This window comes from Tardiphaga sp. 37S4 (genome assembly GCF_021044645.1).
Classification (GTDB): domain Bacteria; phylum Pseudomonadota; class Alphaproteobacteria; order Rhizobiales; family Xanthobacteraceae; genus Tardiphaga; species Tardiphaga robiniae.
The window spans coordinates 2,247,187-2,272,584 of the sequence record NZ_CP088008.1; the positions used below are offsets into that span (position 1 = coordinate 2,247,187).

A 25,398-nucleotide genomic window follows, 5' to 3' on the forward strand; every position below is an offset into this window, starting at 1 on the left:
CTCAACGGAGGCGATTTGAGCCCTTTATGGTTAATTTTGAGCAAATGACATTGATCAAATCCGCCGTGCCTCTTCGAGCACCGCGTCTGCGTGTCCGTCCACTTTGACGCTGTGCCAGATCTTCGCGACGTTGGCTTTTGCATCGATCAAAACCGTGGTGCGAAGAACGCCTTCAAAGGTTTTGCCGTACATCGATTTCTCGCCCCAGGCGCCATAGGCTTTTAGCATCGATTGCGTCGCATCCGACAGCAGCGGAACTCCCAGCGCGAACTTGTCGCGGAACGACTCCTGAGCCTTTAGCGGGTCGGCCGAGACGCCAAGCACGGCGGCGTTAGTTGCCTGAAAATCGGCGGACAGGCGGGTGAAGTCGATGGCTTCCTTGGTGCAGCCCGGAGTGCTGGCGCGGGGGTAGAAGAAGATCACGAGCTTCTGGCCGGCATAGTCCGACAGTGAGACCGTGGCGCCGCCGTCGCGAGGCAACTGGAAGGCCGGAGCCTTGGCGCCCTCGGCTGCAACACTAGGCGCCGGTGCGATTTTTTCGCTAGTTGTTTTCGGTGCCTCCACGGAGGGCGGCGCAGGCTTCGTAACTGCTTTGGGCGACGCCTTCGCGGCGATCGTCTTAGTCGCTGGAGCCTTTTTGGCGACAGGAGCCTTCGCGACTTTGGCGGCTGGCTTGGCTAGCGCCTTGGACACGGCTTTCGCCACAGGCTTGGCTTGCTTGGCGGCAGCCTTTTTGGCTGGGGACTTTGTCGCAACCTTGGCAGGCTTCTTCGCCTTCGAGGGAGAAGCAGTCTTGGCCGTTTTCTTGGCGGCGGCCTTGGCGGGTTTCTTGCTGGCTTTCTTGGCCATGGATGTTCCTTTCTTCGCGTTCAGCGGTTCAATTGCGCGGCGCGCCCGACGAGGCGCTTGGCCGCAGTTTCCAGCGTCAATCCGGCTTTCGCGCCCGATGCGTTTTCTGCCACTGTACAGATGGCCCGTTTCGAGGGATTCTTGCGCGATTTCTTGGACATACGCCTTCCTTTCGTCGCTTTCAGCGGCTCAGTGTGATGACATTGCAAAGCACCGGCGATCGGGAGGCGGCACGTTGCGGTGCAAATGCGCTGGCCCAAATATGCTGGTCTCGGAGTATGGTTACAAAGGATTCGACGCAACACACGTTCCGTGCGCCATAGGGGCGCCGCAACGACCGCACGACGAGTTATAATTCAAACCGAGGATTGGCAGCGATGCCGGCAGAAAAGCGCTCGTCGGTTGTCGATGCGCGAAGGGCCGGTGACGATCATTCTCATAGTCAGCGCCAGCACCGAGAGGCAATGGCCAGAAATAAGCCGCCACAAGCGTATCGATCGCGCGCCGATGACGAGTCCTTGCAATGGGATGATGCCGATTGGGATCATCAACATGACGAGGCCGGGCATCACCGTGCACGCCGCTTGCTGTCCAAGAAAGATAGTGGCTGGCATCGTTTCGGCGATCGGCTCATTGCGGTTCGCGATTGGCTGTCCGGCGGTCGATGGGTTAAGCGGATCGCGGCTGTTCTCGGCATCCTTCTGATTATTTTTGGCGTTTGCTTTGGCGCCTTGTGGGTTCGGCTGGGCGCAGGCCCGATCAATTTCGACATGGCCACACCGTGGTTGGTCGAGGCGATCCAGGACAATATCGGGCAGGGTAATACGGTCGAAGTTGGTGGCACGCAGATCGAACGCGCCGGGCGGGTCCGGATGGCTGTGCGTATCCGCGACATCGTCGTCCGCGATCGTGATCACGCCGTCGTGGCCAGTGCTCCGAAGGCCGAAGTCCGACTCTCCGCTGCTGCCATGATGATGGGCCGCTTGCGCGCCGAAAGCCTCAACCTGGTCGATGTCGTGCTGGCTGTGCGCATTACGCCGGATGGGCAGGTGACCGTGTCGACCGGCGAGAATGCTCGCCCGATTGCGACGGGCGTCGCATCGCCGCGCACACCCGGGTCGTGGCTCGGTCCGGGTCGACAACCGGAACTCACTTTCCCGCGGCAGCCGCAGCCGCCGGTGGTCCAGATTCCGCAGCCCCCTGCTGACAAGCGCGAGGCATCCACCGGCTTGCTTGCGGGCCTCGATTGGCTCGACAGCCTGACTCTGTCGGGCCTCGACGGACAGAACCTCAACGAGATCGGCCTGAAGAACGGCAAGCTGGTGGTTGATGACCAGCAGCGCGGCAATACGTGGGACTTCAACAATATCAGCCTGACCCTGCGCCGACCGAGCGGCGGCGGCGTCATGATGACAGTGGGCGAAGGCGGCAAGGCCCCATGGACACTCGGCGTCACAGTCGGTGCGCCAGCCAATGGCGTGCGTGCGGTCAGTCTGCGGGCCGACAAGGTCTCGACCCGGAATATCCTGCTTGCACTGCGCATGAAGGATCTGACTTACAGCGCCGATCTGCCGCTGACCGGTGAGTTGAGGGGCGAAATCGGGCGCGACGGCCTCCCGACCTATTTCCGCGGCAAGCTCACTGCAGGCGCCGGCAACATCATCGATAATGACACGCCGGATTATCCGATGCCGATTGATCAGGCGGAGCTGAGCGTCGAGTGGGATGCCGGCCGCCGTGTGCTGCTGGCGCCGTTCAAGTTCGTGTCCGGTGAGAACCGCGTCACTTCGCTTGCCCATGTCGAGCCACCCAATGGCGCGACCGACTCGTGGCAGGCAGGGATCAGCGGCGGCACCATCGTATTGGGTGGAGGTCCGGGTGAAGCGCCGCTGATCTTCAACAGCATCGACATTGGCTTGCGTTTCGATTCCGACAACCGTCGGGTTTTGCTGACGCGGGCGAATATCAGCAACGGCGAGATCGGCGTCGCCGGCACAGGCAGTATTGACTACGCCGGCGAGCCGCGCATGACCCTCGGCTTTGCGGGAACGCCGATGTCCGCCTCGGCGCTCAAGCGCATGTGGCCGATCCTGATTGTGCCGGAAGTGCGCGAATGGGTTACCGAACGCATCGAGGGCGGGCAGCTTCAGAGCATCGAGATCGGGGTCAATTCGCCGACCAAGAACCTGACACGGCGTGGGCCGCCAATCCCCGATGAGGGGCTGTCGGTGAAGATCCTCGCCAATGGGGTGGCGCTACGTCCGGTGGATGGCATGCCGGTGATCCGCGACGGCGATCTGCGCGCGCGCGTCACGGGACGGACCGCGACCGTGACCATCGGTCAGGCGAACTCCGAGACCGCGGGCGGACGGAAGCTCAATCTCAGCGATATCGTGTTCGAAGTTCCGGACATGGCGCCGAAGCCATCGCCAGCTCGCGTGCGTTTCAAACTGGAGGGACCGGTGGCGGCCGTGGCCGATGTTCTCAACTCCAACCGTCTGAGCGAAGTCACCGGCAACATGCTCGACCCGGCGACCACCAAGGGCAATGTGACCGCGCAGGTCGCCATGGGCATGCCTATCCAGCACGAACTGACCAAGGCCGATACGACCTACAACATCACCGCGGATCTGACGGCATTTTCCGCCGACAAGCTGGTGATGAACCAGAAGCTCGAAGCCAATTCGCTGAAGGTCACAGCGAACAATCAGGGCTATCAGGTCAAGGGTGACGTCAAGATCAACGGGCAGGCGGCATCGCTCGACTATCGCAAGCCGACCGATGGCGATGCCGATGTGCGTCTCAACGCGACGCTCGACGATGCAAGCCGCGCGCGGCTCGGTGTGGACCTCGGACCGGCGGTGGTCGGCAATCTCCCGATCAAGGTTGTCGGCAAGATTGGCTCCGGGGACCGTGACAGCAAGCTCGGGGTCGACGCCGATCTGACGCCGTTGAAGCTCGACAATATCCTACCGGGCTGGATGAAGCTGCCCGGCAAGAGCGCTCGTGCGGTCTTCAACGTCGTGAAGAAGGGCGACACAACCCGTCTGGAAGATATCGTCGTCGATGGCGGTGGGGCTTCGATCAAGGGCTCCGTCGAAGTCGATCAGAACGGTGACCTCGTCGGTGTGAACTTCCCGACTTATTCGCCGTCCGAAGGCGACAAGACGTCGTTGAAGGCAGACCGTGGTCCGGATGGCGTATTGAAAGTCACGATGCGTGGCGACGTGTTCGACGGCCGCGGCTTCCTGAAATCGGCGATTTCAGGCAAGGATGGGGATCCCAAGAGCAAAACCAAATCGGTCGACTTCGATATTGACGTGAAGCTCGGCGCTGTTGCCGGTTACTACGGCGAGGCGGTTCGCAGCGTCGATGCCAAGATTTCGCGGCGCAACGGTACGATCCAGAAATTCTCCCTGAGCGGAAAGCTCGGACGCGACACACCGCTGACGGGCGACATGCGCGGACGCTCCCAGGGCGCCGGCCGTGATGTCATCTATATCGAGACCAACGATGCCGGCGCCTTCCTGCGCGCGACCGACACCTATTCCAAGATGTCGGGGGGCCAGCTCGCACTGGCAATGGATCCGCCATCGTCGGACGCCCGCGCCAAGGAAGGCCTGATCAACATCCGCGACTTCAACGTCAAGGGCGAGGCGCAACTGGCCAGCGTCGCCGGAGGCGGGCAGAACGCGGCGCAGAGCAGCGTCGCGTTCTCGCGGTTGCGTGCCGAGTTTACGCGGCAGAACGGCCAGTTGACCATTCGGGACGGCGTCGTCAAAGGCCCGACCGTCGGTGCGACCATCGAAGGCAGCATCGATTACCCGCTCAACCAGGTTCGGATGAGCGGCACCTTTGTGCCGATGTATGGGCTGAACAACATGTTCGGCCAGATTCCGATTGTCGGACTGTTTCTCGGCGGCGGCAGCAATGAAGGCCTGATCGGCGTCACTTACGAAGTCGTCGGTACGCCCGGTGCGCCGGTGCTGCGCGTCAATCCGATCTCGGCCATGGCACCGGGCGTGTTCCGCAAGATCTTCGAATTCGGCACCGGCAAGCAGAACAATTCGGTCGAATTCCCGAACCAGAACAACAACAGCAACTAACGACGTCTGTGGCTCAAGCGCAGCGCTCGCCGCATTGTGCGGGGCTTAGCTTGACGCGAGTTCGGATGCGAATCTCTGTATCAGCTTCTGGATGATGGCTGCCGTTTCGGGACGCCGTGTCAGGCAGCGCGACGTCGGACCGGCAACCACGAGCGACAACCGGCGATGTTGCACCGGCAAGGGCACGGCGACGCCCGCGAGGTCGGCGATATATTCCGATGAACTTTGCTGATAACCGCGCTCGGCCGCCTCTCTGAGTTCGTCCTCGATCGCCTCTGCCGTTGTCGGTGTCGTGTGGGAGAAGGCTTCGAACTTGATCTTGCGATAGATCGCCTTGCGTTCCTCGGGCGAATGCTGCTCGAGAATGGCGCGGCCCACCGAACTTGCATGGACCGGAACGCGGTCGCCTATCTGCGCGAAGTAGCGCACCGAATGCGTGGACTCGACGACATCCAGGAAGATTGCTGACGTTCCGGCGAGGGCGGCGACGCCGGTCGTTTCGCCGGTCTGGTCGGCGATTTCGGTCACCAGCGCATGGGCCGCGTCCGGGAGCGGCTCGGCATCTGCGACAGCGCGGGCAAGCATTAACCAGCGGGGGCTGGGATAGTAGCCGTTGCGCGCACGGGGCTCATAGAGCCAGCCCTTGTCGGCGATGGTGCCGACGAGATTGAACGTGCTGGAGCGCGGCCAGCCGAGGTCATCCGAAATTTCGGCCAGCGTCGCGGGGCGTTTGCGCCGGGCGAAATATTCCATCAGTTCCAGGACGTTGGCAGCTTGTCTGACCAGCATTGGAATTCTCATTCTTCCTTGTTGGCACGTCACGCGTCGCGACACGCTTGCGATTCTGCGCGCTCTGTTTGGCCCCTGTATCGCTGAAACGTCCTTGAAGCCATCCAGATCGGCGGCGGTGGTCTTGACTTACAATTCACGTATAGGTCTTATAAATTCATAAACAAGAATTATTCACGTGATTGCCGGGCTGGCGCCTTGCCAGGGGGGAATCACGGAATTTGTCAGGGGAGGACTAGATGACCATTCGCAATACTGTTGCCGTGTCAGCCGTGGCGCTGTCGCTCGGATTGCTGTCCGCGCAGATGGCGTCGGCACAGACGCCAGTGAAGCTGGGCGTCCTCGCCGACATGTCCGGCATTTTCTCTGATATCGGCGGCATGGGTTCGTTCGACGCCACCAAGATGGCTATCGAGGATTTCAACAAGCTTCCGGGCGCCGACAAGTTCAAGGTCGAGGTGATCCAGGGCGATCCGCAGAACAAGCCGGACATCGCGCGCAACATCGCGCGCAAGTGGTACGAGACCGAAGGCGTCGACGTCCTCGTCGACATTCCGACCAGCGCCACCTCGCTGGCTGTCGCGCCGCTCACGGCGGAGCTCAACAAGGTCGCGCTGTTCACGGCATCAGGCACGTCGGACCTGACGGGCAAGGCCTGCACGCCGAACTCGGTGCATTGGACCTATGACACCTGGGCACTGGCGCACGGGACGGCCGACGCCATGACCAAGGCCGGCGGCAAGAGCTGGTTCTTCCTTACTGTCGACTTCGCGCTGGGCGCTTCGCTAGAGCGTGATGCTACAGCCGTCATCAATGTCAATGGTGGCAAGGTGCTCGGCAGTATCAAGCACCCGACTGATTCGAACGATTTCGCGTCCTATCTGCTGCAGGCGCAGGCCTCCAAGGCCGAGGTAATCGCACTGGCGAATGCCGGCGGCGATACCATCAAGGCGATCAAGCAGGCGTCTGAATTCGGTATCGTGCAGGCGGGCCAGAAGCTCGCCGGCATGCTGATGTTCATTTCGGATATCCACTCTCTCGGTCTCAACACGGCGCAGGGCCTGCAGCTCACTGAGGGCTTCTACTGGGATCTGAACGAGCAGACCCGCACCTTTGGCGAGCGGTTCGCCAAGCGCAACAACGGTCGCTATCCCAGTATGAACCAGGCCGGCGCCTATTCGGCGTCGCTCACCTATCTGAAGGCGGTCGCCAAGGTTGGCTCGCCGAAGGATGGCGCGGCGGTCGTCAAGGCGATCCGCGAGATGGGTACGTTCGACGATCCGTTGTTCGGCAAGACCACGCTGCGTGAAGACGGCCGCGTGCTGCACGACATGTATCTGCTCCAGGTCAAGAAGCCCGCTGAGTCGAAGAAGCCGTACGATTATTACAATGTTTTGGCGACGATCCCGGCCGACACGGCCTTCCGTCCGATCAAGGACGGCGGTTGCCCGCTGATCAAGTAACGGCTGCAGCAACGAACGATGAGAACGCGCAGATGTCGGTGACCCCGCGCTGCGCGTTTTTCTTTTTCTGAACCGCGATATCAAAACCATCACAAGGACAACAGAATGCGTCTCGCCAATAAACTCGCCGCCGTCACCGCTGCAGCATCGGGCATGGGACGCGCCGGCGTCGAACTGTTCCTCAAGGAAGGCGCCAAGGTCGCCGCCATTGACGTCAATGCGGACGCGCTCGCGCAGCTCAAATCCGACATGAAGAAGCTGGGTTATGAGCTCACCACCATCCAGGCCGATCTGTCGAAAACCGAACAGATGAAGAGTTCAATCAACGAGGCGGCTGCCGCACTTGGCGGTATCGATATCCTCTGGGCTCATGCCGGCACGCCGGGTCCGGCCGGCGTCGAGAATCTCGACCTCACGGCCTATGAATTTGCGATGGCGCTCAACGTCACCTCGGCGACGCTGGCGGCCGGCGAAGTGATCAAGCACATGCGCAAGCGCGGCGGCGGCTCGGTGATCTTCACCTCGTCGGTGTCGGGCATTGTCGGCTCCATGATGAGCCCGATCTATTCGGCTGCTAAGTTCGCTGTGGTCGGCCTCACCAAGTCGCTGGCACAGGCATTCGCTCCCGATCAGGTCCGCGTAAACGTGATCTGCCCGGGTCTTGCGGATACGCCGATGAAGCTCGGTTTCACCGGCCGCTCGGGCGTCGCAGCGGAAGCTGCGGCCAACGAGGCCAAGCTTTTGGCGGCGGTGCCCATGGGCCGTCTCTGCAAGGCCGAGGATGTAGCGCATGCCGCGCTGTGGCTCGGTTCGGACGATGCCTCCTTTATCACGGGCGTTGCCCTGCCGGTGGACGGCGGCTTCACCGCGCGTTGATCGGCAGTTACTCCTAAAATAGCGAAGGGCGCAGTCATTGCTGACCGCGCCCTTCGTGCTTGAGGGATATCTGCGTCAGGCGGCGCGAACGCCGGCGAGGAAGGTTTTGACTTCGCCGGACAGTTGCTCGGCCTGTTTCGACAGGCCGGTTGCCGCACTCAGCACCATGCCCGCAGCGTTGCCGGTCTCGTGCGCTGCCGAGCTGACACCGCCGATATTGGTGGTGACGTTCTGGGTCGCCTGCGCTGTCTGCGTCACGTTGCGAGCAATTTCGGCAGTCGCCGCGCCTTGCTCCTCAATGGCCGAGCCGATCGTCGTGGCGATGGCGCTGACTTCCTCGATGGTGGCCGTGATGCCCTGGATGGCATCGACGGCTTCCTTGGTCGCGCTCTGGATTTGCGCGATGCGCGTGCTGATCTCCTTGGTGGCATCGGCGGTCTGCCCGGCGAGGCTCTTCACTTCGGTGGCGACCACCGCGAAGCCGCGGCCGGCATCGCCAGCGCGCGCAGCTTCGATGGTGGCGTTCAGAGCGAGGAGGTTGGTCTGGGCAGCGATGGTTTGGATCAGCTCGACGACATGTTCGATCTGCTGTGCGCCATCCGCCAGCGCCCGCACGATGGTATCGGTGCGGCGTGCACTATCCACCGCGTGCGACGTGATCTTGGCGGACTGGGCCATCTGACGTGCGATCTCGGTGATCGACGAGGATAGCTCCTCGGCGGCAGATGCGACCGTCTGCACGCGCGTGCTGGCTTCGGTCGCAGCCGAGCTGACCATCGTGGCCTGCTGGTTGGTCCGATCGGCCGTGCCCGTCATGGATTGCGCGGTGGCTTCGAGCTCGGTCGAACCCGACGCCATCAGTCCGACCAGCTGGCCGACGGATGCGTCGAAGCGATTGGCGAGAGCGATGAGCGCATCGCGCTTTTCGGCTTCGCTGAGGCTTTTCATTTTTGTCTGCTCGGCCTCGAGGGAGCGCGCCGTCAGCGATGTCTGGCGCAGCATCTCCAGCGTTTCCGCCATGCGGCCGATTTCGTCGCCGCGATCAGTCTCCTCAACCTTGGCGTCGAGCGCGCCATTGGCGATGTCATGCATGCGTGACTGCAACCGGCGCAGTGCGCCCAGAATGTCGCTGGAAATCAGCCAGGACAGCAGCGCCATAAGTGCGAGCACGCCGGCACCAATAGAGCCGAGCCGCATCAGCAGGGCGTTCATGTCGGCATCGAGGTCGTCCACATAGACGCCAATGCTAATGACGACGTTCCACGGCGCGAATTTACGGGCGAACACGACTTTCGGTCGGGGCTCATCCTGTCCAGGACGTGGATACAGATAGGTCGCGGTCGCACCTTCAGGCTTGCTGTTGGCGGCGGCGATGACGGCGGAGGCGATCAGGACGCCATTGGAATCCTTGCCGTTGGTGATGGTGCCTTCGAGCTTCGGCAGCGTGCCGTGGACCATCACGGTGGAGTCGGCGCGATAGGCGAGCACGTAGCCCTGTCCCTTGTCGAACAACATGCGCCGGCTGCGCAGGCGAAGCTGATCTTCAGCTTCCGGCAGCTTCATCTTGCCCGCTTCAACTTCGTCCTGGAGCGATTGCGCGAGGCCAGTGACGAGATCGACGGCGGTGCGGAGCTGCAAAATCCGATCCTCCATCATCCGCTTCTGACTAAGCGAAGCGGCGACCGCGATGACGGCGCAGACCGCAATGGCAGAGACCGCGACCATGCTGACGAGCTTGGTGCGGATCGTGAAGTTACTGAGCAGACTCATCTGGACCTCGGCGTGAGAGTGACCAGACAATAATACCGTCAACCTGCTTACCAATGGTAAATCACGGGTTGCAATGCGTCCCTTTCAGCATGTGCCGCTTCGTCAGGCGCAGTCATTGCTGACCGCGCCTTTCATACAAGGATGTAGCTGTATTTTAGGCAGCCCGCACGCCGGCGAGGAACGTCGTGACTTCGCCGGACAATTGCTCGGCTTGTTTCGATAGGCCGGAAGCGGCGTTGAGCACCATGCCGGCAGCGTCGCCGGTCTCATGCGCGGCAGCGCTGACGCCGCCAATATTGGTAGTGACGTCCTGCGTAGCCTGCGCGGTCTGGGTGACGTTGCGGGCGATCTCCGCGGTCGCTGCGCCTTGTTCTTCGATGGCCGATCCGATCGTGGTGGCGATGGCGCTGACTTCCTCGATGGTGGCGGTGATGCCCTGGATCGCGTCGACAGCTTCCTTGGTTGCACTCTGGATCTGCGCGATGCGGGTGCTGATTTCCTTGGTGGCGTCGGCGGTCTGACCGGCGAGGCTCTTTACTTCGGTCGCCACGACGGCGAAGCCGCGGCCTGCATCGCCTGCACGGGCTGCTTCGATCGTTGCGTTCAGCGCCAGTAGGTTGGTCTGGCCGGCGATGGTGGAGATCAATTCGACGACATGCTCGATCTGCTGAGCACCGTCGGCGAGGGCACGCACGATGGTGTCGGTGCGGCGGGCGCTGTCGACGGCGTGGGTGGTGATCTTGGCCGACTGCGCCATCTGACGCGCGATCTCGGCGATTGACGATGACAGTTCCTCGGCGGCGGCGGCGACCGTCTGCACGCGGGTGCTGGCTTGCAAGGCGGCAGTGTTGACGATGCCGGCCTGGTCATTGGTGCGGGCGGCGGTGCCGCTCATCGACTGCGCGGTGGCTTCGAGTTCGGTGGAACCGGACGCCATCAGGCCGACCAACTGACCGACGGAGGAGTCGAAACGATCGGCGAGGGCGATCAGCGCGTCGCGCTTCTCGGCTTCACTCATCTGCTTCAACTTGGCCTGCTCGGCTTCGAGGGAGCGGGCGGTCAGCGAGGTCTGGCGGAGCATTTCCAGCGTTTCGGCCATGCGGCCGATTTCGTCGCCGCGGTCGGTTTCGCCGACGTTCTCGTCGAGTGCGCCATTGGCGATGGCGTGCATGCGTGCTTGCAGGCGGCGGAGCGCGCCGAGGATATCGCTGGCCATCAGAAAGGACAGCAGTGCCATCACAGCGAGGACGCCGGCGCCGAGCGAGCCGAGGCGGACGAGGAGAGCATTAACGTCGGCGTCGAGGTCGTCGATATAAAGGCCGGTGCTGAAGGTGATATCCCATGGGGCATAGTAACGAGCAAAGACCATTTTGGCGGTCGGCTCGGTCTGGCCGGGACGCGGATAGAGATAGTAAGTGCTGCCGCCATTGGCGGTCTGGCGTGCGGCGTCGATGATTGCTCTGGAAATCAGGATGCCATTGGAATCCTTGGCGCCCGTATTCTTGTCTTCCAGCTTCGGGTTGCCGGCATTCACCAGGAGAACGCCATCAGGTTTGTAGGCGACGAGATAGCCTTGCTTGTTGCCGAAGGTCATGTTGCGAGCCAGTTGGCGATAGCGCATCTGGGCGTCAGCCAAGGTGATCTTTCCGGCCGCAATTTCTTCCTGCATGCTGTCGGCCATGCCGACCATCAGGTCGACCGCGGTATGGAGCTGTTCCATCCGATCCTGCTGCATGCGCTTCTGGCTCAGCGAAGCGGCCACCGCGATGATAGCGCAAATAGACGCAGCAGAAACCAGCACCATGCTGGTGAGCTTGGTGCGAATGGTGAAACGGCTAAGCAAACTCATGTCGACCTCTAATCGGAGCACTACTGGCAAAGAGATACCAGCGAGTCGCTTACCAATCGTGAAGGCTGACAAACTCAATGAGTTCGCTGTGCGAACGCATGTGTAGCGATTTAGCGGCGCAAGGCAGGCACGACGAGAAACGGGATCATGCCGATCACGACGCTGATCAAGGCAAAGGCGAGCAGCGCGTTATAGCTCTGGGTCCAGTCATGCAGCAGGCCGCCGGTCCATGAGCCAAGTGCCGCTCCGAGCCCGCTGCCGAAGGTGATCGTCCCATAAATGGTGCCCATCCGTTTGCCGCGAAAGATCTTCATGGCGGTCGCTGACAGCAGCGGGCCGCGCGATCCGATCATGCTGCCGAAGCAGACGACGAAGCCGGTGAGCAGCGCGTAGTTCGGATACCATTGCAGCAGCCACAGCATCACGATGCCGAGGATCGACATTGAATAACTGAACAGGATCGACGGCCGTCGACCGATCACGCCGTCGAGCCAGCTGACGCCGATCATGCCGAACAGCAGCGCTATGCCGCTGAAACCCCAAGCCGTCGCTGCTTGCAGAGGCGGGAAGCCGACATCGACGAGATAGGCGACCACTTGCGGCGTGATTGCAAACATGCCGATGGCAGTGAAGAAGAATGTGCCGAATAGCGCCCAGAATGCGTGATGGCGCATGGCGCCGACCAGTGTCCATCCTTCGTCGATGATGTCGTCGTGCTTCTCCGATTTATCGAGATGCGGCGACCCCGCGCTGATCTTACGCCAAGGTAGCAATATGGTGGGTACCAGCAGGGCCAGCGCGATCATGCCGAAGGTGCGGTAGGCGCCACGCCACTCGATGTGATCGATCAGAAGCTGGGCAAGCGGCAGCATCACCAGGACGCCTGCGCCGGTGGCGGAATAGAAAACCGACATTGCCAGCGGCAGTCGCTTGCCGAACCAGCGTCCCAGCAGCAGCGCATTCGGGACGTTGCCGATGCAGGCGATGGCAAAGCCGAAACAGGCACCGAGGGCGAGCTGAAACTGCCACAGGTGCTGGGCATAGGCGGCGGCCAGCAACGAAAGTCCAAGGACCGAAAGGCCGATGACGAATACCGTGCGCGGCCCCGAGCGATCGAACAGCCGGCCGATCAATGGAGATGACAGGCCGACGCACAGCGCCGTCAACGAATAGATCGAAACGACTTCGCTACGGTCCCAGCCGAATGATTGTGAAATAGGCAGCAGGAAGACCGAGAAACTCTCCTGCAGTCCCCGGCCGAACAGCGCAAAGGTGAAGCTGAGGCCGAGGACCGATAGTCCGATGCGTTGCGACGACTTCAAATCCATCTGGCTCTTCTTCACGGCGTTTGCGACAGCTGCGCCATGGAGCGCGTTTCACCGTGCATGAACAAGTGCGCTGGATGAATGTGGCTATGCAGGCTTGAGCAGGATGTGCCGCTTCTTCCCGAGCGAGAGCTTGATGACGCCTTCCGTCAGCAACGCGGGGGTCAGCATCATCTTCTCGTCGGTCACCGCAACATCGTTGACGCGCAAGCCGCCGCCCTTGATCTGCCGCCGCGCTTCGCCGTTCGACGCGACGAAACCGGCATTGACGAAGGCCGCGAGGACACCGACGCCTGCTTCAAGTTCAGCTTGCGGAATATTGACGGTCGGCAAGCTGTCGGCGAGCGCGCCTTCCTCGAAGGTCTTGCGTGCCGTCTCCGCAGCGGCATTTGCTGCATCGCGGCCGTGCACCACCGCCGTCGCTTCGGTGGCGAGAATCTTCTTCGCCTCGTTGATCTCCGAACCGCCCAAGGCCGCGAGCTTGGCGATTTCGTCGAGGGGCAGGCGCGTGAAGACCTTGAGGAAACGGCCAACGTCTGCATCTTCGGTGTTGCGGAAGTACTGCCAGAAGTCATAGGGGCTGAAGAGATCGCCATTGAGCCAGACGGCGCCGGAGGCCGACTTGCCCATCTTCTCGCCAGATGACTTGGTGAGCAGCGGCGTTGTCAGTGCGTAAAGCTGCGGGCCGCCCATGCGGTGGCTGAGGTCGACACCGTTGATGATGTTGCCCCACTGATCGGAGCCGCCCATTTGCAGTAGCGTGCCATAGCGGCGGTTGAGCTCGACGAAGTCGTAGCCCTGCATGATCATGTAGTTGAATTCAAGGAAGGACAGCGACTGGTCGCGGTCGAGGCGCAACTTCACGCTGTCGAAGGACAGCATGCGGTTGACCGAGAAGTGGCGGCCGACATCGCGCAGGAATTCGACATAGTTCAACTTCAGCAGCCAGTCGGCATTGTTGGCCATCAGTGCGTCGGTCGGGCCGTCGCCATACGCCAGCATCTTGCCGAAGATCTTCTTGATGCCTTCGATGTTCTCCGCGATCTTCTCGACCGTTAGCAATTGTCGCTGGTCGTCCCGGAACGACGGGTCGCCGACCATCGAGGTGCCGCCACCCATCAGCGTGATTGGGCGATGGCCGGTCTGCTGAAACCAGTACAGCATGGTCACCGAGATCAGATTGCCGATATGCAGGCTGGTCGCCGTGGCGTCATAGCCAACATAAGCCGTGACCGGTCCCTTGCAGCAGGCGGCGTCCAGCGCCTCGGCATCGGAGACCTGATGGATCAGGCCGCGGCTCTGGAGGACGTTGAGAAAATCGGACTTGTAGCTGGTCATCGGTTTACGGCTCGGTTCGGATAATTTTACGCTGTCTCAATGGATTGGCGGCAAGGTGGGGGCGTGCTGGCCGTCCCAAAGTGCCTGTGGCATTATAAGATTGGGCGCTTCGACACAAGTTTTGACCGGAAATGAGGGCTTTGCCGCGTGCCTGATATGCTGACCGCGATCGGACTAATGAGCGGAACCTCGCTGGACGGCGTCGATGTCGCCCTGATCGAGACCGATGGCGAACGGGTCGGGTCGTTCGGCCCGTCAGGGTATCGGCCATATAGCGAGGCTGAGCGTGCCGTGTTGCGCCAGGCGCTGGCTGAGGCCGTGCAACTGAGCCGGCGCGATATTAGGCCGGGCAGTCTGGCCGAGGCGGAGCGGGTGGTGACATCGGCCCATGCCGAGGCCGTCGAGGCGTTTCTGACTGATCATGGCATCGCACGAGGCAGCATCGACATCATCGGCTTTCACGGCCAGACCGTGCTGCATCGTCCCGCCGATCGACTCACCGTGCAGATTGGCGATGGGGCGAGTCTTGCCGGGATGGTCGGCCTGCCGGTGATCCACGACCTGCGGGCGGCTGATGTGGCTGCGGGCGGGCAGGGAGCGCCGCTGGTGCCGGTCTATCACCGTGCGTTGGCGCAGGGACTGCATCGTGACGGGCCCATTGCCGTGGTCAATATCGGCGGCGTGTCCAATGTGACTTACATTGACGGCGACATCGCGTTGATTGCCTGCGACACCGGTCCGGGCAATGCGCTGCTCGATGATTTCGTGTTGCGTGCAACGGGGCAGCCGTTCGATGCGGATGGCGCACTGGCGGCGCAGGGCCGTGTCGATGATGCGTGGGTCGCAAAGGGGTTGCAGAATTCGTTCTTTGCGGCAGCGCCGCCGAAGTCGCTTGATCGCAATCACTTCGCTGCATTGCAATTGAGCGATACGACTCCGGCTGATGGTGCAGCGACGCTGACGGCGTTCACCGCTGCGACCATCGCCAGCATTGCGCCGCTGTTACCGAAGCCGCCGCGCAGCTGGATCATCACCGGCGGCGGCGCGCGCAATCCGACGATGCTGCGCATGCTGCGGGAGCGATTGCCGGCCGCTAGCGTCGAGAGTGCGAATGACCTGGGCTGGTCGGCCGATGCGATGGAAGCGCAGGCCTTCGCGTTCCTGGCGGCGCGCTCGCTTGCGGGCTTGCCGTTGAGCTATCCGGCAACGACTGGTGTGCCGGAGCCGATGACGGGCGGTGTGAGAGCGGACTACCTCGCGAGCTAGTGCGAAGTTCGCCGTGGTGAGGGCGATTCGACTCACTCAACGAATCAGGTTGATCGCGAATAACGGCGTCTATGCCTGTGGTAGTCGGCAAGCTGCCGCGGACACGAATGCGTGAGGGCATAACCAAATCTCGTGATGAATTTGGTACGGAAATGCCGCGGTTTGCCTAATATGTTGCCGAAAGCACACAGCCGGAAAATGATGCTGCGACAATCGACCGCGCGCATTGTTTCGCAACATGATCTTCCACAACTCTGCCTCATGAATGGCACGCCCGGGGCAATCGCGCGTGCCGATACGATCGGTCTGGAGGCAACATGACCACGATGAAGCAAATGATACTTGGTTCCGCTGCAGCGTTGCTGGCAGCGAGCACTGCTCAGGCGGCGGACCTTCCGGTGAAGGCCAAGGCTGTCGAATATGTGAAGATCTGCTCGATCTACGGTGCCGGCTTCTACTACATCCCGGGCACAGACACCTGCATCAAGATCGGCGGCGCGATCCGCCTCGATACGACTTTTAACGGTGGCCCGTACGACGCGCCGTTCTGGCAGGGCGGCGCCGGCGGCAACAATCTCTGGACCAAGGATAACTTCCTCACACGCGAACGTATCAACATTACGACCGATACGCGCACGGCGTCCGAATACGGCGTGGTGCGTACCTATGCGAACATGCAGCTCGACTTCACGCAGAACCGCGACAGCATCGCCGGCGGCTTCACAGAAGTGGATTTCGCATTCATCCAGTTCGCCGGCTTCACCTTCGGTAAGGCTGTGTCGAATTTCGATCCGCAATGGGCGCTGACCAAGCCTTGGATCTCATCGGGCTTCCTTGCGGGTTCGAGCAATACGACCGGCATTCCCCAAATCGCTTACACAGCTGAATTCGGCAACGGCTTCTCGGGCACCATCGCGCTCGAGAATGCGTCGCCCTATCGCAATGCTGGCCTCTACAATACTGCGACCTTCATTGTCGCGCCGGGCGCGGGGTCGTTCACCGGTGCCTTCTACGGCACCAATTCAAACACGTTCTTCGGCAACGCTACGGGCGGCAATCATATTCCCGATGTCGTCGGCAACCTTCGGCTCGATCAGAAGTGGGGCTCGCTGCATTTCGCTGCGGCCATGCACACGTCGACGGCCGGTTTCTACGGGGCAAATGAATCCTTCGGGCATCCTGACGATGTCTACGGCTTTGCCGTCAGCGGCGCGGTGGAATTCAAGGTCCTGCCGACCGGTGCAAACGACAGCCTGAAGATCGAAGCGTCTTATGCCAAGGGCGCCGCGCGTTACGCCTTCACCGGCGGCTCGCTCGAAACCTCCGGCGGCGGTCGTTTTGCCAAATTCGATGGCAACACGGTTGGCTTCGGCTACGTGCTCGATGGTGTGTATTCGCCGGGAAGCTCGATCCAGCAGAGTGATGCCTGGGAAGTCAGTGCCTTCTATGAGCACTACTGGAACACGGCATGGCGCACCTCGGTTTTCGGCAACTACAGCCATATCTCCTATGGCGATGCCGGCAACGCGATGCTCGCCGCGGCATTCAGCCCGGCCGGCGGTCGCCTGGGAACGAGCAGTTCGTCCAACCCGGGCTCTACGGCTGGCAGCATTACTGGCACGACCAACAATTTTGATTTCGGAATTGCCCAGGTCGGTACACGTACTGCATGGACCCCCGTCAAGAACCTGACCCTGTCGGCTGAATTCACCTATAGCCGCCTCGATCAGAATCTCGACGGCACCTATACCGGCACGGCAACTGGCAAGCCCAATCAGGCCTACCAGATCAAGGATCAGAATCTTTACAACGGCTCGGTCCAGATCCTGCGCTCGTTCTGATCCCGATCAGGCCTAAAACTGAAACTGAAAAGCCCTCGGCCGATCTGGCCGAGGGCTTTTTGTTAGGTTGACATGAAGCGGCAGGCGTGAGGCCGATCGACGCCTCAGCGCACGTTGGCGAGGCGCATGTCGAGATAGCCGGTGACCGATTCCATCAGCGGCTCGAGCTTGTTATCGAAGAAGTGATTAGCACCCGGAATGATGTGCTGATCGATCACGATGCCCTTTTGGGTCTTCAGCTTCTCGACCAGCGTGTTGACGTCCTTCGGCGGCACGACCGCATCCTTCTCGCCGTGCACGATCAGGCCCGACGACGGGCAGGGTGCGAGGAACGAGAAATCATAGAGATTGGCCGGCGGCGCGATCGAGATGAAGCCTTCGACCTCAGGGCGGCGCATCAGGAGTTGCATGCCGATCCAGGCGCCAAACGAGAAACCGGCAACCCAGCATGCGCGCGCTTCGGGATTGATGGTCTGTGCCCAGTCGAGCGCGGCTGCCGCGTCCGACAATTCGCCGGTGCCGTGGTCGAACGAGCCCTGGCTGCGACCGACACCGCGGAAGTTGAAGCGCAGCACGGAGAAACCGCGATGCACGAAGGCGTAATAGCACTGGTAGACGATCTGGTGGTTCATCGTGCCCGCGAATTGCGGATGCGGATGCAGCACCATGGCGATCGGCGCGTTCTTCTGCTTGGCCGGATGATAGCGGCCTTCAATACGGCCTGCGGGACCGGTAAAAATAACTTCGGGCATAGTGATCCTTAGGTCCCGTTCTTGGCGTGATCAGCCGGTTTCGCGCAGGGCTCGGCGAGAATGGCTCGGAGGGGACCCTGCGAGGAAAGGGCGATCGGGCACCGCCAGGTTGATGGTGGGCGGCACCGGGTGAAGTTGAGGCCGCGTTCTACCATGAGCGCAGGGGCGAAAAGCAAGCATATTGAACGTGTCGGGGGCCGTGACATGCGTTGCCGCGGGCGCATTTGGTGAGCAATTGAGCTAAGAGAGACGGCGCGCGGCACCGGACGACGTCCGATGCGGCTATCGAGGCTTCAAGTCCTTCAAGGTAAAACAGAATTGGGCAGAGACCGGGTCTATCTCGACTGGAATGCGACGACACCGCTGCGCCCGGAAGCGCGGGCGGCGATGGTGGCCGCATGGGATTTGGCTGGTAATCCGTCATCGGTCCATGCCGAGGGCCGTCAGGCCCGCCGGATCGTCGAGGACGCCCGTGCGGCGGTCGCAGGCGCCTTGGGCGCAGATTCGCGAAACGTCATATTCACCTCAGGCGGAACCGAAGCCAATGTGCTGGCGCTGACGCCCGGGCTGGTGCGCAATCCAGGCGCGGCCGTGCGGCGGCTGATCGTCTCCGCGGTAGAGCACGCCTCGGTGCTGGCGGGAGGCCGCTTCGCCGCGGGAGACCTCCAGGTGCTGGGCGTGGACCAGGATGGCGTCGTGAAACCGGATGAGTTGCAGGCGCTCCTGGCGGGTGGGGAGCCGGCGCTGGTTTCCGTGATGTTGGCCAATAATGAAACCGGCACCCTTCAACCGATTCCTGAGCTTGCGGCCATCGTGCATGACGCCGGCGGCTTGCTGCATGTCGACGCTGTGCAAGCGGTTGCAAAGATACCGATAGATATCAATTTATTGCAGGCTGATCTTCTATCAATTTCTGCGCATAAGATCGGTGGCCCAAAGGGCATTGGCGCGCTGGTCATGGCCAATAGCGTCGCCGGGCTCAATGCGCTGCTCAGCGGCGGCGGGCAGGAACTGGGGCGTCGGGCGGGAACCGAGAATGTGCCCGGAATCGCCGGCTTCGGCGCCGCCGTGACGGCCGCTATCGCGTCGCTTGATGACATGAAACGGGTCGAAAAACTGCGTCAGCGGCTTGAGGCGGGCTTGCGGCAATCCAGCAATGGACTTGTGTTCGCCCAGGATGTGCCGCGTCTGCCCAATACGGTCTTGTTCGGCGCCCCCGGATTGCGCGCCGAGACCGCCGTGATTGGATTTGATCTCGAAGGTATTGCGGTATCGTCCGGTTCCGCCTGTTCATCTGGTAAGGTGCAGCCGTCCCACGTGCTGGAAGCCATGGGTTTCGGGCCGGAGCTGACCCGGGGTGCTGTGCGTCTCAGTCTGGGCTGGTCGACCACCGAAGCGGACGTCGATCGGTGCCTGGAGGCTTGGCGAAAGCTCTCGGGTACACTACTTAAACATAGCGACGAAACACAGCTTGAACGGTTCTAAGAGGGGTGATTTCCCCGCGGGAACATCGTAAAGAACCCCGACAAGCTTTGAGTTTCACGTTTCTGGATTGATCCACCGCGGTCCTTGAAACCGCGAGCGGAGGATAAAATGGCTGCCGTACAAGAGACCGTTGATCGGGTTCGCCAGATCGACGTCGATCAATATCGTTATGGATTCGAGACCATCATCGAATCCGAGAAGGCCCCGAAGGGCCTTTCCGAAGACACCGTTCGTTACATCTCCGCCAAGAAGAACGAGCCGGCATGGATGCTGGAATGGCGTCTTGAGGCGTATCGCCGCTGGCTGACCATGGAAGAGCCGAAGTGGGCGCGGGTCGAGTATCCGAAGATCGACTTCCAGGATCTCTATTACTATTCGGCGCCGAAGCCGAAGAAGACCATTGGCTCGATCGACGAGATCGATCCTGAAATTCTTGAGACCTACAAGAAGCTCGGCATTCCGCTCCGCGAGATCGAGGCGCTGGAAGGCGTCGTGCGTCCGGAAGGTGAGCGCAGGATCGCCGTCGACGCCGTGTTCGACTCGGTATCGGTCGCGACCACGTTTCAGAAAGAACTGAAGCAGGCTGGCGTGATCTTCATGCCGATCTCGGAAGCCATCCGCGAACATCCCGACCTGGTGAAGCAGTATCTCGGCACGGTCGTGCCGACCTCCGATAACTTCTATGCCACGCTGAACTCCGCGGTGTTTTCCGACGGCTCGTTCGTCTATGTGCCGCCGGGCGTGCGTTGCCCGATGGAGCTGTCGACCTATTTCCGCATCAATGAGCGCAACACCGGCCAGTTCGAACGAACGCTGATCATTGCCGATAAGGGCGCCTATGTCAGCTATCTCGAAGGCTGCACGGCGCCGCAGCGCGACGAGAACCAGCTCCATGCGGCTGTGGTCGAGCTCGTCACCCATGACGATGCCGAGATCAAGTATTCGACGGTCCAGAACTGGTACCCCGGCAATTCCGAAGGCAAGGGCGGCATCTACAATTTCGTCACCAAGCGTGGTGACTGCCGCGGCGACCGCTCGAAGATTTCCTGGACCCAGGTCGAGACCGGATCCGCCATCACCTGGAAATATCCGAGCTGCATCCTGCGCGGCGACAATTCGCGCGGCGAGTTCTATTCGATCGCGATTTCGAACGGCTATCAGCAGGTCGATAGCGGCACCAAGATGATCCACCTCGGAAAGAACACGACGAGCCGGATCATCTCGAAGGGTATCGCTGCCGGCAAGTCGCAGAACACCTATCGCGGCCTCGTCACCGCACATCGCAAGGCGACGAACGCGCGTAACTTCACGGCCTGTGACTCACTCCTGATCGGCGATCAGTGCGGTGCGCATACCGTGCCGTATATCGAGGCGAAGAACGCCTCGACGCTGTTCGAGCACGAAGCAACGACGTCGAAGATCTCCGAAGACGTGCTGTTCTATTGCGTCCAGCGTGGCCTGTCGCAGGAAGAAGCCGTCGGCCTCGTGGTCAACGGTTTCGTGAAGGACGTGTTGCAGCAACTGCCGATGGAATTCGCGGTGGAAGCTCAGAAGCTGATTTCGATCAGTCTCGAAGGCAGCGTGGGATAGTGAGAATGCTGAAGATCCTCGGAGGTGCCGTGGGTCTTCTGTTTGCGATCACGCTGTTTCTCGCATTCGCAGGCGCGATCGTTGCGTTATTCGGCGGCATGGCCGGATTTGAAAATGCCAGGGTAGCTGGAGGGGCGGTCAGCGGGATTGGAGCACTTGGTTTCTTTGCTCTGCTTCTGTCGCCTCTCGGAGAACTTCTCGGTCTGCTGGGCACGTCGACGCCTACCGGATCGTCTCAATTGAACGTCAATGCATCGGCGCCACCGAATCCAGGCAAGCCGGGCAAGAAGGAAGTTACTGATGACCGCATTGCTTGAAGTGAAAGACCTGCAGGTTCGTGTCGAGGATCGCGAGATTCTCCATGGGCTGACGATGACCGTGAATGGCGGTGAAGTGCATGCCATCATGGGACCGAACGGTTCGGGTAAATCGACGCTCAGCCACGTCATCGCCGGCAAGCCCGGTTATGAGGTGACCGGCGGCGAAATCCTGTTCAAGGGCGAAGACCTGCTGGAAATGGAGCCCGACGAGCGCGCCGCCAAGGGCGTGTTCCTGGCGTTCCAGTATCCCGTGGAAATTCCCGGCGTCACCACGATGAACTTCCTGCGCACTGCGGTGAACGCGCAGCGCAAGGCGCGCGGCGAATCCGAATATCTGGTGCCGGACTTCCTCAGGAAGGTCCGCGAGGTCGCTGCTTCGCTGAACATCCCAATGGATATGCTGAAGCGCGGCGTCAATGTCGGCTTCTCCGGCGGAGAGAAGAAGCGCAACGAAGTGCTGCAGATGGCGCTGTTCCAGCCGAGCCTGTGCATCCTCGACGAAATGGACTCCGGTCTCGACATCGACGCGTTGCGCGTCGCTGCCGACGGCGTCAATGCGCTGCGCAGCCCGGATCGCGCCATGGTGGTGATCACCCATTACCAGCGCCTGCTGAACTACATCGTGCCGGATCATGTGCACGTGATGTCGAAGGGCCGCGTCGTGAAGAGTGGCGGCAAGGAACTGGCGCTGGAACTCGAAGAGTCCGGTTACGCGCAGTATGAAGACGCGGCGGCCTGAGTGAGACAATCATGAATGTAGCTCTCGCAAAGACAACGACGGGCGCGGTGCTGGACGGCACATTCGCCGCTGCGCGCGGCCGGCTGCCGGGCGTCGGCACGGTGGCGGAAACGCGCCAGCAGGCGTTCGACGATTTCGCGCGCACCGGTCTGCCGACCCGGCGCATCGAAGAATGGAAATATACCGATCTGCGCAACCTGCTGCGCGACGTGGCGCCGCTTGCGCCCACGCCGGATCAGGCTGCGTTGGCGCAAGCCGGCAGACTGGTCGAAACACTCGGTACGGGTGATACGCAGAAGCTCGTCATTGTTGACGGCGTCTTCGCAGCGGGTCTTTCCGATCTGACGTCGGGCGGCGGCGTAACGGTACATGCGCTCAGCGCCATGCTCGACGACGCCACTAGTGCGACGCGGGCGGACCTGCTGCGCTCACGTGTGGTCGATCCGATGATCGCCCTGAATGCCGCCTTTGCCACCGATGGCATGTTGATCGATATCGCCGACGATGCCGTTCCGGCCCGGCCGCTGCATATCGTGCATGTCGCGACACGCCCGAGCGTGGCCGCATTCACGCGGTCGCTGGTGCGTATCGGCAATCGCGCGCGCGTGACGCTGGTCGAAAGCTTCGTCGCGACAGAATCCGCGAAGGCGTATCAGGCCCATGATGCTGTCGTGATCTGGATCGGCGACGATTCCGATCTGCAGCATGTGCGCGTGATGGAAGACGCCGGCGATGCAGCGAATATCGCAACGGCCATCGTCACAATCGGTGCGCGCACCAAGTTCAACACCTTCAGCCTGACCACTGGCGGTGGCGTCAGCCGCTATCAGAGCTTCATCACGCTGGCTGGTGTGGATTCGGAGCTGTCGACCAACAGCGTTCATCTGCTGCGCGACAAGCAGCATGGTGACTGTACCTTCGTGATCGAGCATGCAGCCCCGAATTGCCTCAGCCGAGAGCTATTTCGTGCCGTGCTCGATGATCGCGCGCATTCGGTGTTCCAGGGCCGCATCAACGTCCATCAGATCGCGCAGAAGACCGACGGCAAGATGATGTCACGGGCGCTGCTGCTGTCCGACGAGGCCGAGATTGACAACAAGCCCGAGCTCGAGATCTTCGCTGACGACGTACAGTGCGGCCACGGCGCGACCATTGGCGCGCTGGATGACAGCCTGCTGTTCTATCTGCGGGCTCGCGGCCTGCCGGAGAAGGCGGCACAGGCGCTGCTGATCCAGGCATTCGTTGGCGAAGCGCTGGAGTCGATCGTGAATGACGATCTGCGCGACGTTGCGATATCGGCTGCGGAGCGCTGGCTGGAGGCGCGCGCATGACATTGCATCCCGCGGTCTCGAACGGGTCATATGACGTCGCTCGCGTCCGCGAGGATTTTCCGGCGCTCGAGATGAAGGTCTATGGCAAGCCGCTGGTCTATCTCGACAACGCGGCATCGGCGCAGAAGCCGTATGCCGTGCTCAACCGCATGACCGAGGCCTACAAGTCCGAATATGCCAATGTGCATCGCGGACTGCATTACCTCGCCAATGCCGCGACTGAGGCCTATGAGGGCGCGCGCATCAAGGTGCAGCACTTCCTCAATGCCAAGCGCCCCGAGGAAATCATCTTCACCCGCAATGCCACCGATGCGCTCAATGCTGTCGCGGCATCGTGGGGCGGCGACAACATCAAGCCAGGCGATGAGATCGTGCTCTCGATCATGGAGCACCATTCCAACATTGTGCCGTGGCACTTCCTGCGCGAGCGCCAGGGCGCCGTCATCAAGTGGGCACCAGTCGATGACGAAGGCAACTTCCTGATCGATGAGTTCGAGAAGCTGCTGACCGATCGTACCAAGATCGTCGCCATCACCCAGATGTCCAATGCGCTGGGTACGCTGGTTCCGGTCAAGGACGTGGTGAAGCTCGCGCATGCGCGCGGCATTCCGGTCGTGGTCGATGGCAGCCAGGCTGCCGTGCACATGCCGATCGACGTGCAGGATATCGACGCCGATTTTTACATCTTCACCGGCCACAAGCTGTACGGACCGACCGGCATCGGCGTGCTGTATGGCAAATATGACCGCCTGGTCGCGATGCGGCCCTATGCCGGCGGCGGCGAGATGATCCGCGAAGTGGCGAAGGAGTGGGTCACCTATGGTGATCCGCCGCACAAGTTCGAGGCCGGCACGCCGGCCATCGTCGAGGCCATCGGCCTCGGCGCTGCCATCGATTACGTCAATTCGATCGGCAAGGAGCGAATTGCCGCCCATGAGCACGACCTCCTGGTCTATGCACAGGACCGGCTGCGCGAGATCAATTCGCTGCGTATCATCGGCACTGCCAAGAACAAGGGCCCGGTGATTTCGTTCGAACTGAAGGGCGCGCACGCCCATGACGTGGCGACCGTGATCGACCGACAGGGCGTCGCTGTCCGCGCGGGGACCCACTGCGTGATGCCGCTTCTGGAGCGATTCAATGTGACGGCCACGTGCCGTGCATCATTCGGAATGTATAATACCCGCGAGGAGGTCGACCACCTCGCACAGGCGCTGATCAAGGCACGGGAGTTGTTTGCATGAGTGACATTGCAGAAGCCAAGACGCCGGACGCCACCCCCGAGGCTGAGAAGCCCGCTCACATGCAGACCACCTCGGCGCTCGATCCCGCCGAAACCGAACGCCTGGGCACCGAGATCGTCGCTGCACTGAAGACCGTGTTCGACCCGGAAATCCCCGCGGATATCTACGAGCTCGGCCTGATTTACAAGGTGGACATCAAGGACGATCGCTCCGTCCAGGTCGAGATGACGCTTACGACGCCGAATTGTCCGGCGGCCGAAGAGCTTCCGACCATGGTGGAGAACGCCGTGGCCAGCGTGCCCGGCGTCGGTCTGGTCAAGGTCGAGATCGTCTGGGAGCCGACCTGGACGCCGGACCGGATGACCGACGAGGCCCGTCTCGTTCTGAATATGTGGTGAGTTGCGTCCGGTTTGCTGAATACGCCCAAGTCGCTTGAATTCCTATGGCGGCCTTGAACCGCCGAAG

At 61.4% G+C, this 25,398-nt stretch carries 21 protein-coding genes; 12 read left to right on the forward strand and 9 right to left on the reverse strand.

Annotation, left to right across the window (positions count from 1 at the left end):
* Positions 1–54 precede the first annotated feature (54 nt).
* The 3 genes from LPB73_RS10945 to LPB73_RS10955 all read right to left on the reverse strand — a co-directional run bounded on the left by LPB73_RS10945 (position 55) and on the right by LPB73_RS10955 (position 1,766).
* Positions 55–849 (reverse strand): peroxiredoxin, encoded by a 795-nt coding sequence (locus LPB73_RS10945; RefSeq protein ID WP_231080585.1) that lies wholly within the window; start codon positions 847–849, stop codon positions 55–57.
* A gap of 20 nt (positions 850–869) precedes the next feature.
* Complete coding sequence (locus LPB73_RS10950) at positions 870–1,010, reverse strand: hypothetical protein (protein ID WP_158005733.1); 141 nt, start codon at positions 1,008–1,010, stop codon at positions 870–872.
* A gap of 195 nt (positions 1,011–1,205) precedes the next feature.
* Positions 1,206–1,766, reverse strand: coding sequence for a hypothetical protein (locus tag LPB73_RS10955; protein WP_231080586.1), 561 nt, complete (start codon positions 1,764–1,766; stop codon positions 1,206–1,208).
* Here LPB73_RS10955 and LPB73_RS10960 point away from each other — a divergent pair.
* On the forward strand, positions 1,722–4,955 hold the full coding sequence (locus LPB73_RS10960; protein WP_231080587.1) for a DUF3971 domain-containing protein: 3,234 nt from the start codon (positions 1,722–1,724) through the stop codon (positions 4,953–4,955). The genes LPB73_RS10955 and LPB73_RS10960 overlap by 45 nt on opposite strands.
* A 45-nt stretch (positions 4,956–5,000) precedes the next feature.
* Here the strand turns inward: LPB73_RS10960 and LPB73_RS10965 are convergent, their stop codons facing one another.
* On the reverse strand, positions 5,001–5,744 hold the full coding sequence (locus LPB73_RS10965) for an IclR family transcriptional regulator (RefSeq protein WP_175368901.1): 744 nt from the start codon (positions 5,742–5,744) through the stop codon (positions 5,001–5,003).
* 239 nt (positions 5,745–5,983) lie between these two features.
* Between LPB73_RS10965 and LPB73_RS10970 the strand changes: the two genes are divergently transcribed.
* Together LPB73_RS10970 and LPB73_RS10975 are read left to right on the forward strand one after the other, a co-directional pair.
* Positions 5,984–7,207 carry an ABC transporter substrate-binding protein gene (locus tag LPB73_RS10970; protein WP_231080588.1) on the forward strand — a complete coding sequence of 408 codons (1,224 nt, stop codon included), beginning with the start codon at positions 5,984–5,986 and terminating at the stop codon, positions 7,205–7,207.
* 105 nt (positions 7,208–7,312) lie between these two features.
* Positions 7,313–8,083 (forward strand): SDR family NAD(P)-dependent oxidoreductase, encoded by a 771-nt coding sequence (locus tag LPB73_RS10975; RefSeq protein WP_231080589.1) that lies wholly within the window; start codon positions 7,313–7,315, stop codon positions 8,081–8,083.
* A 75-nt stretch (positions 8,084–8,158) separates the two neighbouring features.
* On the opposite strand, the gene LPB73_RS10980 is transcribed toward LPB73_RS10975, so the two are convergent.
* From LPB73_RS10980 to tyrS, 4 genes are all read right to left on the reverse strand, one after another.
* Positions 8,159–9,853 (reverse strand): methyl-accepting chemotaxis protein, encoded by a 1,695-nt coding sequence (locus LPB73_RS10980; RefSeq protein WP_231080590.1) that lies wholly within the window; start codon positions 9,851–9,853, stop codon positions 8,159–8,161.
* 154 nt (positions 9,854–10,007) lie between these two features.
* On the reverse strand, positions 10,008–11,702 hold the full coding sequence (locus tag LPB73_RS10985; RefSeq protein ID WP_231080591.1) for a methyl-accepting chemotaxis protein: 1,695 nt from the start codon (positions 11,700–11,702) through the stop codon (positions 10,008–10,010).
* Positions 11,703–11,812: 110 nt separating this feature from the next.
* Positions 11,813–13,030, reverse strand: coding sequence for an MFS transporter (locus LPB73_RS10990; RefSeq protein ID WP_231080592.1), 1,218 nt, complete (start codon positions 13,028–13,030; stop codon positions 11,813–11,815).
* Between the two features lie 84 nt (positions 13,031–13,114).
* Entirely contained in the window at positions 13,115–14,365 is a 1,251-nt protein-coding gene (gene tyrS / locus LPB73_RS10995; RefSeq protein WP_231080593.1) for a tyrosine--tRNA ligase, read from the reverse strand.
* A gap of 156 nt (positions 14,366–14,521) precedes the next feature.
* Here tyrS and LPB73_RS11000 point away from each other — a divergent pair, with 156 nt between their 5' ends.
* Together LPB73_RS11000 and LPB73_RS11005 are read left to right on the forward strand one after the other, a co-directional pair.
* Complete coding sequence (locus LPB73_RS11000) at positions 14,522–15,631, forward strand: anhydro-N-acetylmuramic acid kinase (RefSeq protein WP_231081129.1); 1,110 nt, start codon at positions 14,522–14,524, stop codon at positions 15,629–15,631.
* A gap of 317 nt (positions 15,632–15,948) precedes the next feature.
* Positions 15,949–17,472 (forward strand): porin, encoded by a 1,524-nt coding sequence (locus LPB73_RS11005; protein WP_120289412.1) that lies wholly within the window; start codon positions 15,949–15,951, stop codon positions 17,470–17,472.
* 104 nt (positions 17,473–17,576) lie between these two features.
* Here the strand turns inward: LPB73_RS11005 and LPB73_RS11010 are convergent, their stop codons facing one another.
* Positions 17,577–18,224 (reverse strand): alpha/beta hydrolase, encoded by a 648-nt coding sequence (locus LPB73_RS11010; RefSeq protein ID WP_068736626.1) that lies wholly within the window; start codon positions 18,222–18,224, stop codon positions 17,577–17,579.
* Positions 18,225–18,500: 276 nt separating this feature from the next.
* Between LPB73_RS11010 and LPB73_RS11015 the strand changes: the two genes are divergently transcribed.
* The 7 genes from LPB73_RS11015 (at position 18,501) to LPB73_RS11045 (ending at position 25,331) form a co-directional block, all read left to right on the forward strand.
* The gene (locus tag LPB73_RS11015) at positions 18,501–19,709 is read left to right on the forward strand and encodes a cysteine desulfurase family protein (protein WP_231080594.1); all 1,209 of its coding nucleotides are present in this window, start codon (positions 18,501–18,503) and stop codon (positions 19,707–19,709) included.
* Between the two features lie 108 nt (positions 19,710–19,817).
* Positions 19,818–21,299, forward strand: coding sequence for a Fe-S cluster assembly protein SufB (sufB, locus tag LPB73_RS11020; RefSeq protein WP_093758420.1), 1,482 nt, complete (start codon positions 19,818–19,820; stop codon positions 21,297–21,299).
* Between the two features lie 5 nt (positions 21,300–21,304).
* Positions 21,305–21,616 carry a hypothetical protein gene (locus LPB73_RS11025; RefSeq protein ID WP_120289416.1) on the forward strand — a complete coding sequence of 104 codons (312 nt, stop codon included), beginning with the start codon at positions 21,305–21,307 and terminating at the stop codon, positions 21,614–21,616.
* On the forward strand, positions 21,600–22,358 hold the full coding sequence (sufC, locus tag LPB73_RS11030; RefSeq protein ID WP_089264143.1) for a Fe-S cluster assembly ATPase SufC: 759 nt from the start codon (positions 21,600–21,602) through the stop codon (positions 22,356–22,358). Before LPB73_RS11025 ends, sufC begins: the two co-directional genes overlap by 17 nt.
* Before the next feature lie 11 nt (positions 22,359–22,369).
* Positions 22,370–23,689, forward strand: coding sequence for a Fe-S cluster assembly protein SufD (gene sufD, locus LPB73_RS11035; RefSeq protein ID WP_231080595.1), 1,320 nt, complete (start codon positions 22,370–22,372; stop codon positions 23,687–23,689).
* The gene (locus LPB73_RS11040) at positions 23,686–24,933 is read left to right on the forward strand and encodes a cysteine desulfurase (RefSeq protein WP_231080596.1); all 1,248 of its coding nucleotides are present in this window, start codon (positions 23,686–23,688) and stop codon (positions 24,931–24,933) included. Before sufD ends, LPB73_RS11040 begins: the two co-directional genes overlap by 4 nt.
* Positions 24,930–25,331, forward strand: coding sequence for an SUF system Fe-S cluster assembly protein (locus LPB73_RS11045; protein ID WP_170849663.1), 402 nt, complete (start codon positions 24,930–24,932; stop codon positions 25,329–25,331). The genes LPB73_RS11040 and LPB73_RS11045 overlap by 4 nt, the downstream gene beginning before the upstream one ends.
* Positions 25,332–25,398: the final 67 nt, after the last annotated feature.

Bases quoted from the DNA above. Each gene is read 5' to 3' on its own strand.
- LPB73_RS10945 (WP_231080585.1), bottom strand. From the start codon at position 849: ATGGCCAAGAAAGCCAGCAAGAAACCCGCCAAGGCCGCCGCCAAGAAA.
- LPB73_RS10950 (WP_158005733.1), bottom strand. From the start codon at position 1,010: ATGTCCAAGAAATCGCGCAAGAATCCCTCGAAACGGGCCATCTGTACA.
- LPB73_RS10960 (WP_231080587.1), top strand. From the start codon at position 1,722: ATGGCTGTGCGTATCCGCGACATCGTCGTCCGCGATCGTGATCACGCC.
- LPB73_RS10965 (WP_175368901.1), bottom strand. From the start codon at position 5,744: ATGCTGGTCAGACAAGCTGCCAACGTCCTGGAACTGATGGAATATTTC.
- LPB73_RS10970 (WP_231080588.1), top strand. From the start codon at position 5,984: ATGACCATTCGCAATACTGTTGCCGTGTCAGCCGTGGCGCTGTCGCTC.
- LPB73_RS10975 (WP_231080589.1), top strand. From the start codon at position 7,313: ATGCGTCTCGCCAATAAACTCGCCGCCGTCACCGCTGCAGCATCGGGC.
- LPB73_RS10980 (WP_231080590.1), bottom strand. From the start codon at position 9,853: ATGAGTCTGCTCAGTAACTTCACGATCCGCACCAAGCTCGTCAGCATG.
- LPB73_RS10985 (WP_231080591.1), bottom strand. From the start codon at position 11,702: ATGAGTTTGCTTAGCCGTTTCACCATTCGCACCAAGCTCACCAGCATG.
- LPB73_RS10990 (WP_231080592.1), bottom strand. From the start codon at position 13,030: ATGGATTTGAAGTCGTCGCAACGCATCGGACTATCGGTCCTCGGCCTC.
- tyrS (WP_231080593.1), bottom strand. From the start codon at position 14,365: ATGACCAGCTACAAGTCCGATTTTCTCAACGTCCTCCAGAGCCGCGGC.
- LPB73_RS11000 (WP_231081129.1), top strand. From the start codon at position 14,522: ATGCTGACCGCGATCGGACTAATGAGCGGAACCTCGCTGGACGGCGTC.
- LPB73_RS11005 (WP_120289412.1), top strand. From the start codon at position 15,949: ATGACCACGATGAAGCAAATGATACTTGGTTCCGCTGCAGCGTTGCTG.
- LPB73_RS11010 (WP_068736626.1), bottom strand. From the start codon at position 18,224: ATGCCCGAAGTTATTTTTACCGGTCCCGCAGGCCGTATTGAAGGCCGC.
- LPB73_RS11015 (WP_231080594.1), top strand. From the start codon at position 18,501: ATGCGGCTATCGAGGCTTCAAGTCCTTCAAGGTAAAACAGAATTGGGC.
- sufB (WP_093758420.1), top strand. From the start codon at position 19,818: ATGGCTGCCGTACAAGAGACCGTTGATCGGGTTCGCCAGATCGACGTC.
- LPB73_RS11025 (WP_120289416.1), top strand. From the start codon at position 21,305: ATGCTGAAGATCCTCGGAGGTGCCGTGGGTCTTCTGTTTGCGATCACG.
- sufC (WP_089264143.1), top strand. From the start codon at position 21,600: ATGACCGCATTGCTTGAAGTGAAAGACCTGCAGGTTCGTGTCGAGGAT.
- sufD (WP_231080595.1), top strand. From the start codon at position 22,370: ATGAATGTAGCTCTCGCAAAGACAACGACGGGCGCGGTGCTGGACGGC.
- LPB73_RS11040 (WP_231080596.1), top strand. From the start codon at position 23,686: ATGACATTGCATCCCGCGGTCTCGAACGGGTCATATGACGTCGCTCGC.
- LPB73_RS11045 (WP_170849663.1), top strand. From the start codon at position 24,930: ATGAGTGACATTGCAGAAGCCAAGACGCCGGACGCCACCCCCGAGGCT.